Source organism: Dietzia sp. Cai40 (genome assembly GCF_014145165.1).
GTDB classification, from domain to species: domain Bacteria; phylum Actinomycetota; class Actinomycetes; order Mycobacteriales; family Mycobacteriaceae; genus Dietzia; species Dietzia natronolimnaea.
Genome location: NZ_JAALEB010000284.1, coordinates 1 through 10,301, shown reverse-complemented (window position 1 = coordinate 10,301; position 10,301 = coordinate 1). Strand labels below are relative to the sequence as shown.

General features: G+C 71.5%; 10 protein-coding genes. 5 read left to right on the top strand and 5 right to left on the bottom strand.

What is annotated here, in order from left to right; translation table 11 throughout:
* Positions 1–283 precede the first annotated feature (283 nt).
* The 5 genes from G6022_RS11250 to G6022_RS11230 form a co-directional block, all read right to left on the bottom strand.
* Positions 284–1,453 (bottom strand): acyl-CoA dehydrogenase family protein, encoded by a 1,170-nt coding sequence (locus G6022_RS11250; protein ID WP_179524769.1) that lies wholly within the window; start codon positions 1,451–1,453, stop codon positions 284–286.
* 219 nt (positions 1,454–1,672) lie between these two features.
* On the bottom strand, positions 1,673–2,185 hold the full coding sequence (purE, locus tag G6022_RS11245) for a 5-(carboxyamino)imidazole ribonucleotide mutase (RefSeq protein WP_179524768.1): 513 nt from the start codon (positions 2,183–2,185) through the stop codon (positions 1,673–1,675).
* Between the two features lie 29 nt (positions 2,186–2,214).
* Positions 2,215–3,501 carry a 5-(carboxyamino)imidazole ribonucleotide synthase gene (locus G6022_RS11240; RefSeq protein WP_179524767.1) on the bottom strand — a complete coding sequence of 429 codons (1,287 nt, stop codon included), beginning with the start codon at positions 3,499–3,501 and terminating at the stop codon, positions 2,215–2,217.
* A 22-nt stretch (positions 3,502–3,523) separates the two neighbouring features.
* Positions 3,524–4,087: a PH domain-containing protein gene (locus tag G6022_RS11235; protein ID WP_182609608.1), complete on the bottom strand. Its 564-nt coding sequence runs from the start codon at positions 4,085–4,087 to the stop codon at positions 3,524–3,526.
* Positions 4,088–4,090: 3 nt separating this feature from the next.
* A complete protein-coding gene (locus G6022_RS11230; RefSeq protein ID WP_182616338.1) occupies positions 4,091–4,969 on the bottom strand; it encodes a biotin--[acetyl-CoA-carboxylase] ligase in 879 nt (292 codons plus the stop codon).
* 106 nt (positions 4,970–5,075) lie between these two features.
* On the opposite strand from G6022_RS11230, the gene G6022_RS11225 reads away from it, so the two are divergent.
* The 5 genes from G6022_RS11225 to G6022_RS11205 all read left to right on the top strand — a co-directional run bounded on the left by G6022_RS11225 (position 5,076) and on the right by G6022_RS11205 (position 10,247).
* Positions 5,076–6,725 (top strand): acyl-CoA carboxylase subunit beta, encoded by a 1,650-nt coding sequence (locus G6022_RS11225; RefSeq protein ID WP_182639406.1) that lies wholly within the window; start codon positions 5,076–5,078, stop codon positions 6,723–6,725.
* On the top strand, positions 6,722–7,003 hold the full coding sequence (locus G6022_RS11220; protein WP_259846289.1) for an acyl-CoA carboxylase subunit epsilon: 282 nt from the start codon (positions 6,722–6,724) through the stop codon (positions 7,001–7,003). The genes G6022_RS11225 and G6022_RS11220 overlap by 4 nt, the downstream gene beginning before the upstream one ends.
* Before the next feature lie 199 nt (positions 7,004–7,202).
* Positions 7,203–7,592, top strand: a complete 390-nt coding sequence (locus tag G6022_RS11215) for a cupin domain-containing protein (protein WP_182639404.1) — start codon at positions 7,203–7,205, stop codon at positions 7,590–7,592.
* Between the two features lie 21 nt (positions 7,593–7,613).
* On the top strand, positions 7,614–8,294 hold the full coding sequence (locus tag G6022_RS11210) for a nucleoside triphosphate pyrophosphatase (RefSeq protein WP_182639403.1): 681 nt from the start codon (positions 7,614–7,616) through the stop codon (positions 8,292–8,294).
* A 165-nt stretch (positions 8,295–8,459) separates the two neighbouring features.
* Positions 8,460–10,247, top strand: a complete 1,788-nt coding sequence (locus tag G6022_RS11205) for a biotin carboxylase N-terminal domain-containing protein (protein ID WP_182691581.1) — start codon at positions 8,460–8,462, stop codon at positions 10,245–10,247.
* Positions 10,248–10,301: the final 54 nt, after the last annotated feature.

The following is a 10,301-nucleotide window of genomic DNA, read 5'->3' as shown; positions in this document are numbered from 1 at the left end:
GGCCGGCCGGGCGCTCGTCGCCGGCCGCGAGCGGGACGACGTCGTGGGCGTCCTCGCCCGGATCCTCGCCTCGGGGGGCTCCGCCGTCCTCGTCACCGGATCGGACCCGGATGCACCGGGGGTCGCGGACGTGGCCACCACGGAGCGGACCACCCTCACCCTCTGACGGCCCGGCGCCGCGGCACAACGCCACCCCGCGGCCGTGCATCCACGTCGAGAGCCGCCACCCCCGGTCGGAAGTGGCGGCTCTCGTGTGCAGGTCGGCGGGCCGGTGCCCGGAGGATCAGCCCAGGAGCTGACGCGCCATGACCATGCGGTTGATCTGGTTGGTGCCCTCGTAGATCTGGGTGATCTTGGCGTCGCGCATCATGCGCTCGACCGGGAAGTCGCGGGTGTAGCCCGCGCCGCCGAAGAGCTGCACGGCGTTGGTGGTGACCTCCATCGCGACGTCCGAGGCGAACGTCTTGGACGCCGCGGCCATGAAGCCCAGCTTCTGCCCACCCGGCGCGCTGCCGCGCTCGGCGTTGGCGGCGGCCGTGTACACCATGAGACGGGAGGCCTGGACCTTCATCGCCATGTCGGCGAGCATGAACTGGGTGTTCTGGAAGTCCGAGATCGCCTTGCCGAACTGCTTGCGCTCCTTGGTGTAGGCGATCGCCGCGTCGAGCGCACCCTGGGCGAGGCCCACGGCCTGGGCGCCGATGGTCGGGCGGGTATGGTCCAGGGTCTGCAGCGCGGTCTTGAAGCCGGTGCCCGGCTCGCCGATGATCCGATCACCCGGGATGCGGACGTTCTCGAAGTACAGCTCCGCTGTGGGCGAACCCTTGATGCCCAGCTTCTTCTCGGTCTTCGAGACGCCGAAGCCCTCGTCGTCGGCGTGCACCATGAACGCGGAGATGCCGCCGGCGCCCTTCTCGGGGTCCGTCACGGCCATAACGGTGTACCAGGTGGACTTGCCGCCGTTGGTGATCCACGCCTTGCCGCCGTTGAGGATCCAGTCGTCGCCGTCCTGGCGGGCGCGGGTGCGCATGGCCGCGGCGTCGGACCCGGCCTCGCGCTCCGACAGGGCGTACGAGGCCATCGCGCCCTCGGCGATCCCGGGCAGGACCTGCTGCTTGAGGTCCTCACCTCCGGCCAGGATCAGGCCCATCGTGCCGAGCTTGTTCACGGCCGGGATCAGCGAGGACGAACCGCACACGCGGGCGACCTCCTCGATGACGATGCACGCCGCGACAGAGTCCGCGCCCTGCCCGCCGTACTCCTCCGGCACGTGGACCGCATTGAAGCCCGAGGCGTTGAGCGCGTCGAGCGCCTCCTGCGGGAACCGCTCGTTCTCGTCGACGTCCGCGGCGTGCGGCTCGATCTCCTTCTCGGAGAGGGCACGGATCGCCGCGCGGAGCTCCTCGTGCTCCTCCGCGGGCTGGTACAGGTCGAAGTCGGGGTTACCGGACATGTGCGGTCCTCCAAGAGGGAATCGTCGGTGCTGATCGCGCGGCGGACACCGTCCGGGGCACCTCCCGGCGATGCCGACGACGCACCTTCACCGTCGATATCGCCGCGGGGTCTGACGTGCCGCGCCCGGCCATCCAAGTTACCAGTCGGGCACCGCCCGCCCCGCCCGGGCGGCGGGCCTCCCGGGCGGGGCGGACGGTGCCGCGGAGGACGGGGCGGATCAGCCCAGGAGGCTCTGGCGCAGCGCGGCGTCCTTGCGCTCCACCATCGCCTCCAGCTCGGCCTGGAAACCCTCCATCCGGGACCGGAGCTCCGGGTCGGAGGCGGCGAGGATCCGGACCGCCAGGAGCCCGGCGTTGCGGGCCCCGCCGATCGACACGGTGGCCACGGGCACCCCTGCCGGCATCTGCACGATCGAGAGCAGCGAGTCCATGCCGTCGAGGTGCTTCAGGGGCACCGGGACACCGATGACCGGCAGCGGGGTGGCGGAGGCGACCATCCCCGGCAGGTGCGCGGCCCCGCCGGCACCCGCGATCACCACCCGGATACCCCGGCCCGCGGCCGAGCGGGCGTAGTCCAGCATCTTCTGCGGGGTCCGGTGGGCCGAGACGACGCCCACCTCGAAGGGGATCCCGAACTCGGCGAGCGCCTCCGCCGCGCCCTCCATCGTCGGCCAGTCGGAGTCGCTGCCCATGATCAGACCGACCTGCGGCCCGCCCTGTGGTGCGGTCATGGTGGTGCCTTTCGTCGAAGGGGGTGGCGTCAGCGGTCGAAGTCGCCGACCGGTGCCCCCGTGTGGGGGTCCCACCCGTCGGCCCATTCCCCGTGGGACAGCCAGTGGGCGGCGTGCTCGGCCACCGCGCGGACCGTGGCGACCTGGTCGGCGTCATCCGGGTCGACCCCGGGGTCGGCGAGGACGTTGACGTGCCCGATCTTGCGTCCCGGCCGCTCGGACTTCCCGTAGAGGTGGACCTTGGCGTGCGGGAACCGGGCCCCGAGGTGGTGCACCCGCTCGTCCATGCTCATCTCCGGGGCACGGGCCGCGCCGAGCACGTTGGCCATCACGGTCACGGGGGCCGTCGGGACGGTGGAACCCAGCGGATAGTCGAGAACGGCCCGCAGATGCTGCTCGAACTGGCTGGTGGTGGCTCCGTCCATGGTCCAGTGTCCGGAGTTGTGCGGTCGCATCGCCAGTTCGTTCACCAGCACACCCGGGCGGCCGTCGGAACCGGTGACCTCGAAGAGTTCGACCGCCATCACCCCGGTGACGTCGAGGTGTTCGGCCAGGCGCAGGGCGGTGGCCTGGACCGCGGAGCGGAGATCGTCGGGCAGCCCGGTGGCCGGTGCCACCACCACCGCGCAGATCCCGTCGCGCTGGACCGTCTCCACGACGGGCCACACCGCTCCCTGGCCGAACGGCGAGCGGGCGACGAGCGCGGAGAGCTCCCGGGTCCACGGCACCCGCGCCTCGGCCATCATCGGCACACCGGCGTCGAGTTGCTCCGTCGCGATGCGCTCGGCCTCCTCCAGAGAGCCCGGCATCCACACGCCGCGGCCGTCGTAGCCGCCGCGCGCGGCCTTGAGGACGATGTGCCCCTCCTGCTCGCCGTGGAAGCGCCGGACGTCCTCGACGGAGTCGATCGCCGTGAACGGCGGGATCGGCGCCCCGATCTCCTCGAGCGCGCGGCGCATGACCAGCTTGTCCTGGGCGTGGATGAGCGCCGAGGCCCGGGGCCGCACCGCGACGCCGGCGGACTCGAGCTCGACGAGGATCTCCGGTGGCACGTGCTCGTGGTCGAAGGTCATCACGTCGGCGCCGGCCGCGACACCCCGGACCGCGTCCGGGTCGTCGTGGGCGCCGATCACGACGTCGGGGGTGACCTGCGCGGCCGGGTCCTGCGGGTCGGCGGCGAGAACGCGCAGGGTCTGGCCGAGCGCCACCGCCGACTGGTGCGTCATGCGGGCGAGCTGCCCGCCTCCGATCATCGCCACGACGGGCGAACCGAGAGGATTGCGGCGGATGCGCGAGTCGTCGTTCACGTGGTCCATGTTCTCACGGGTGGTGGGGAGGTCACCGACGCCCCGGCAGCCCCCAGCGGAAGCGGGGTGGCGGGGCGAGGGGGCCGGGCGGGGGCACCGCGGGCAGACGGAGCAGTTCGTCGTAGACCGTGGCGTGGACCCGCGCCACGGCGGGGACATGGTCGATCTCGACCGGGGGCAGGTGTCCGCACTCGAGGATGAGACACCCGGTGCCCAGGGCCCGGTCGGTGAGGGTGTGCCGGAACCGCACGGCACTGATCCGGCGCAACGGCACGTCCACACACCGTCGCGTCGAGCCGGCCGGCCGGTAGAGCACGCGCTCGTCGGTCACCACGAGGTCGGTGCGCGCCCACCGCAGCGCGGGCCACAGGCCGAAGCGCAGGACAACGAGGAGGTAGATCCCCGCCACCATCGCCCAGGTCGCGGCCCGGTCCCCCGAGTGCACGACCTGCGTCTCGATGAACCCCCCGGCGATCCCGGCGAGACCGGCGCCGATCACCGTCACCAGTGCGGGGCGCACGAGCGCGCGCCAGTGCGGGTGGCTGTGGACGATCAGCGTCTCCCCCGGAGAGACGACCGAACGGACGAACCCCACGGGTCAGCCGCCCCACCGGCCGGCGGCCGGACGCACGTGGGTCACGTCCCCGGCGGCCACGGACAGCTCCCCGTCCGGGGTGACGACGACGAGGCGGCCCTCCCTGTCCACGCGTGCGGCTCGCCCTGTCCGTACGACGTCGCCCGGCAGTTCGACGCGGACCTCGGCCCCGACGGTCGAGCAGGCCGCCGAGTACTCGGCCATGAGCTCGTCCGAGATGGTCGATCCGCTCCCGCGTTCGCATCGACGCCACTGCTCGTGCCGGTGCGCCAGGGCCTCGAGGACCGCCCGTGCGACGACGTCACGGTCGGTCGTCCCACCGGAGAGGGCGAGGGAGGTCGCGTGCGGGACGGGCAGTTGCTCCCGCGTCAGTGTCACGTTGATCCCCACACCCACCACCAGCGCGGGAAGGCGCAACTCGAAGTCCCCCTCCGCGGGGACCGTCGTCATCTCCGAGAGGATCCCCGCGATCTTGCCCCCGTCGACGAGCACGTCGTTGGGCCACTTGAGCGTGGCGTCCACCCCGCCCGCCGCCACGAGTCCGTCCCGGATCGCGAGACCCGTGACCAGGGGCAGCCACCCGAACAGGGTGGGTGAGACCGAGCCGGGCCGCAGCAGGACACTCACCACCACCTGGGTCCGCGGAGGCGCCGTCCACGTGCGTCCGAGCCGCCCGCGTCCCGAGGCCTGGTACTCGGCCAGGAGCACACCGCGGTCCGCGGCGCCCAGTCCCGCTCGCCTCATCGCCTCGGCGTTGGTCGACCCGACCTCCTCCAGGACCTCGAGGGAGCTGTACGGCGCACCCGGCCTCTCGACCAGCTCCCGGCGGAGGGCATCGGCGTCGAGCGGGCGCGGCGATTCGGGTCCGGGGTCTGCGTGCACGACGTCCAGAGTAGGTCCGAACCCCGCCCGACGGCGGGGTCGGTGTCGGGGGAGTAGGCCGGGTCACGTCGCCACGGAGCCACCCGAGTCGTTAGAGTCTTACAACATGACGACTGCCTCAGAACCGGACGTGAGTGACGACGTCCAGACCGACGCTGCGACGCCCGACATCCACACGACCGCCGGGAAGCTGTCCGAGCTGCGTCGGCGGCTCGACGAAGCCCGCGCCCCGATGGGACAGGCCGCGGTCGACAGGACACACGACAAGGGCCTGATGACGGCCCGCGAGCGGATCGAGAACCTGCTCGATCCGGGCTCGTTCGTCGAGATCGACGCGCTCGCCCGCCACCGTGCCACAACCTTCGGCCTGGCCGAGCGTCGGCCGCTGGGCGACGGTGTCATCACCGGGTACGGCACCGTCGACGGCCGGAGCGTCTGCGTGTTCTCGCAGGACGCCACCGTCTTCGGCGGCTCCCTCGGTGAGGTCTACGGCGAGAAGATCGTCAAGGTGATGGACCTGGCCCTCAAAACCGGCCGGCCGATGATCGGCATCAACCACGGTGCCGGTGCCCGCATCCAGGAGGGTGTGGTCTCGCTCGGTCTGTACGGGGAGATCTTCCACCGCAACGTCCAGGCGTCCGGGGTGATCCCCCAGGTGTCCCTGATCATGGGCCCCTCCGCCGGTGGCCACGTCTACTCCCCCGCCCTCACCGACTTCACCGTGATGGTCGACAAGACCTCGCAGATGTTCGTCACCGGCCCGGACGTCATCAAGACGGTCACCGGCGAGGAGGTCACCCAGGAGGAGCTCGGCGGTGCCACCACGCACATGACCAAGTCGGGCGTCTCCCACTACACCGCGAACGACGAGCAGGACGCCCTCGACTACGTCAAGGACCTGCTGTCCTACCTGCCCAGCAACAACCGGGCCGAGGCCCCCCGGTTCCCGGTCCCGCCGACCGAGGGCGCGATCGAGGACAACCTCACCCTCGAGGACCACGAGCTGGACACGATCATCCCGGACTCCTCCAACAGCCCGTACGACATGCACGAGGTCATCTCGCACATCGTCGACGACGGCGAGTTCCTCGAGACCCAGGCGCAGTACGCCATGAACGTGATCGTCGGGTTCGGCCGGGTCGAGGGCCGCAGCGTCGGCGTGGTGGCCAATCAGCCCACCCAGTTCGCCGGCTGCCTGGACATCAAGGCCTCCGAGAAGGCCGCGCGCTTCGTCCGCACCTGCGACGCCTTCAACATCCCCATCCTGACCCTGGTCGACGTCCCCGGCTTCCTGCCCGGCACCGGCCAGGAGTTCGACGGGATCATCCGCCGCGGCGCGAAGCTGCTGTACGCCTACGGTGAGGCCACGGTCGGCAAGGTCACCGTGATCACCCGCAAGGCATACGGCGGCGCGTACGACGTCATGGGTTCCAAGCACATGGGCGCCGACATCAACCTGGCGTGGCCGACGGCCGAGATCGCCGTCATGGGCGCGTCCGGGGCCGTCGGGTTCGTCTACCGCGAGCAGTTGAAGGCCGCCGCCGCGAACGGCGAGGACGTCGACGCGCTGCGCCTGAAGCTGCAGGCCGAGTACGAGGACACCCTCGTCAACCCGTACGTCGCCGCCGAGCGGGGCTACGTCGACGCCGTCATCCCGCCGTCGCACACCCGCCTGCAGGTGGCTCAGGCGCTCCGCCTGCTCGACCGCAAGGTCGTCGAGGTGCCCGCCAAGAAGCACGGGAACATCCCGCTGTGACCGCCGCCGAGCAGCAGCAGGCCGCGGAGAACACGGCCGTGGAGAACGAGGCCACGGAGGAGAAGGCCGCGGCGCCGTTCTTCCAGGTCGTGCGCGGCAACCCCACCGCGGTCGAGGTGGGCATCCTGGCCGCCGTGCTCGCGACCGCGCAGGGTAACGCCGTCCACCAGGGTGAGTTCCCCACGGGAATCAAGGACGACTGGGGGTCCTACGAGGACCGACTGCGGCCGCCGTTCGGGTACAACCCCACGTCGTTCCTCAACCGCCGCCAGTACTGACCCGGCCCAGCCCGGCGGCACCACAGCCGCCCCCGTCCCTGCACGCCCGCGCGCACCGAAGCGCCTGCGGGAGTGCGGCGCCGGGGGCGGCTGCGGTCTGTCCGTACAGGCGCGTGGGCGGATGCGGACCGGCTACGCGGCAACCACACCGGACGCCCGCCCCGTAGGTTGGGGGACACCAACTTCCAGGAGGCGCCGCGTGTCCAACGAGCCCACCACCCCCGAACGCGACGACCGCGACCACGGCAGCCGCGCCGGGACCACCGAGGGCACCGCCACCCATCTGACCGACATCATCGGTCGCGCCGAGCCCTTCGAGAACCGGCCTCGGGCCTCCGTCGTGCACGAGGACGAGACCGCGAAGATCGTGGCGTTCGAGTTCGCGGAGGGTCACGAACTCGGCAACCACGCGGCCCACCACCCGATCCTCGTCCAGGTCCTGAGGGGCCGGGTGGAGTTCGGCCTCCCCGACCGCACGGTCGTCCTGGTGCCCGGCGAAATGATCCACCTCACCGCGGGGCTGCGGCACTCGGTGCGTGCGATCGAGCCCACCACGCTCACCGTCACGATGCTGCTGCCGCGGAACTGAGGCCCTGGCTACGCTGGACCCATGATCACGTTCGTCCTCGCCTCGGCCTCCCCGTCCCGCCTGCGGATCCTCCAGCAGGCCGGCGTGGACCCGCTCATCCGACACCCGCAGGTCGACGAGGACGCCCTCCAGGCCGCACTCCCCGCGGCCACCCCGCATGTACGCGTGGTGGAGGAACTGGCCCGCGCGAAGGCGCAGGACGTCCTCGATCGTGAGGGCGGGGCACTCGCGGCCGAGGCCCGGGCCGCGGGTGCCGACACGCTCATCGTGGTGGGCTGCGACTCGATGCTCCTGGTCGACGGCCGGCTCGAGGGCAAGCCGCACACCTACGAGCGTGCGATGGCGCGGTGGCGGAGGATGCGCGGTCGTCACGGGGTGCTGATCACCGGCCACGCACTGATGGTCGCCGACCTCACCGGGGACGGCCCCCTCGTCGTCACCCGGAGCGGGACCGACACCTCCGACACCACGGTTCACTTCGGCGCCCCGTCGGACGCCGACCTCGACGTCTACCTCCGCACCGGCGAGCCCCTCGAGTGCGCCGGCGGCTTCACCATCGAGTCGCTCGGCGGCTGGTTCATCGACCGGATAGACGGCGACCCGTCGAGCGTCATCGGACTCAGCCTTCCGCTGTTGCGGCGCCTCCTCGAGGGGGCCGGGATCCACGCGCACCAGTTGTGGCGGCCCGAGCTCCGCAGCTGAACAGCAGGTCAGAGAGGCGACGACCCGCTCGGCCCGCCCCCGTGGGGCAGCCCTTCGACCCCCAAACCCACACATGAGGGGGGCCTCTCATTAGACTGCTGGAGAATATCGGTGCCCCTACCGGGCGCACCGGTCTAAGAGACGTCCATCACCAGGAGGCCCTGAGTGCCCAGTCATGCCAGCTCTCACATCACCAAGGTCCTCGTCGCCAACCGCGGCGAGATCGCTGTACGTGTGATCCGCGCGGCGAAGGACGCCGGTCTGGCCAGCGTGGCCGTGTACGCCGAGCCCGACGCCGATGCCCTGTTCGTCAAGCTGGCCGACGAGGCCTTCGCCCTGGGAGGCACCACCTCCGCGGAGTCCTACCTGGTCTTCGACAAGATCCTCGACGCGGCCGCCAAGTCCGGAGCCGACGCCATCCACCCCGGGTACGGCTTCCTCTCCGAGAACGCCGACTTCGCCCAGGCCGTCATCGACGCCGGGCTGATCTGGATCGGGCCGCCGCCCAGTGCCATCCGCGACCTCGGCGACAAGGTCACCGCCCGGCACATCGCCGAGCGCGCCAAGGCTCCGATGGCGGCCGGCACCAAGGACCCCGTCGCCAATGCCGACGAGGTCGTGAAGTTCGCGGAGGAGTACGGCCTGCCCATCGCCATCAAGGCCGCCTTCGGTGGCGGCGGGCGCGGGATGAAGGTCGCCCACGAGATGTCCGAGGTCGCCGAGCTCTTCGACTCGGCCACCCGTGAGGCCACCGCCGCCTTCGGTCGCGGCGAGTGCTTCGTCGAGCAGTACCTCGACAAGGCGCGCCACGTCGAGGCCCAGGTCCTCGCCGACCAGCACGGCAACGTGGTCGTCGCCGGCACCCGCGACTGCTCGCTGCAGCGTCGCTTCCAGAAGCTCGTCGAGGAGGCCCCGGCCCCGTTCCTCACCGACGACCAGCGCAAGCGGATCCACGACTCCGCCAAGGCCATCTGCAAGGAGGCCGGTTACTACGGCGCCGGCACGGTCGAGTACATGGTCCAGGGCGACACGATCTCCTTCCTCGAGGTCAACACCCGCCTCCAGGTGGAGCACCCGGTCACCGAGGAGACCGCGGGCATCGACCTCGTGCTGCAGCAGTTCAAGATCGCCGAGGGTGAGGTGCTCGAGTTCACCGAGGACCCGACCCCGCGCGGCCACGCGTTCGAGTTCCGCATCAACGGCGAGGACGCCGGACGCGGCTTCCTGCCCGCCCCCGGCACGATCACGGGCTACCACGAGCCCAGCGGGCCGGGCGTCCGCGTCGACTCCGGCGTCGAGCAGGGCGACACGATCGGTGGCCAGTTCGACTCGATGCTGGCCAAGCTGATCGTGTGGGGCGAGGACCGCGACCAGGCGCTCGCGCGGTCGGCCCGTGCCCTCGCGGAGTTCACGGTCGCGGGAATGGCCACCGTCATCCCGTTCCACGCCCACGTCGTCGCCAACCCCGCCTTCGTGGGTGACGGGAAGGGCTTCGACGTCTACACCAAGTGGATCGAGGAGGAGTGGGACAACCCGATCGAGCCGTGGAGCGCCACCGGTGCCCCCGCCGACGACGACGAGCCGGTCGAGCGCAAGAAGGTCGTCGTCGAGGTGGACGGCCGCCGCGTCGAGGTCTCGCTGCCCGGTGACCTGGCCTTCGGCGGGTCGCACAACGGTGGCACCGTCCGCCGCAAGGCCAAGGCCCGCACCCGCGGCGGGGCCGCCGGTGCCGCCGCCTCCGGGGACGCCGTCTCGGCCCCCATGCAGGGCACCGTGGTGAAGGTGGCCGTCGAGGAGGGCCAGGAGGTCAAGTCCGGTGAGCTCATCGCCGTGCTCGAGGCCATGAAGATGGAGAACCCGGTCACCGCCCACAAGGACGGGGTCGTCACCGACCTGTCCGTGGACGCCGGCGCCGCGGTCACCCAGGGAACGGTGCTCTGCGAGATCAAGTGACCCGCTGACGGCGTCGTCCACCCCGGGCGGCGCCGTCGGGCCCCACGGGCCGCG

Excerpts from the sequence above, each read along its gene's own strand:
- G6022_RS11240 (WP_179524767.1), bottom strand. The coding sequence starts at position 3,501 with ATGGACCACGTGAACGACGACTCGCGCATCCGCCGCAATCCTCTCGGT.
- G6022_RS11250 (WP_179524769.1), bottom strand. The coding sequence starts at position 1,453 with ATGTCCGGTAACCCCGACTTCGACCTGTACCAGCCCGCGGAGGAGCAC.
- G6022_RS11210 (WP_182639403.1), top strand. The coding sequence starts at position 7,614 with ATGATCACGTTCGTCCTCGCCTCGGCCTCCCCGTCCCGCCTGCGGATC.
- purE (WP_179524768.1), bottom strand. The coding sequence starts at position 2,185 with ATGACCGCACCACAGGGCGGGCCGCAGGTCGGTCTGATCATGGGCAGC.
- G6022_RS11225 (WP_182639406.1), top strand. The coding sequence starts at position 5,076 with ATGACGACTGCCTCAGAACCGGACGTGAGTGACGACGTCCAGACCGAC.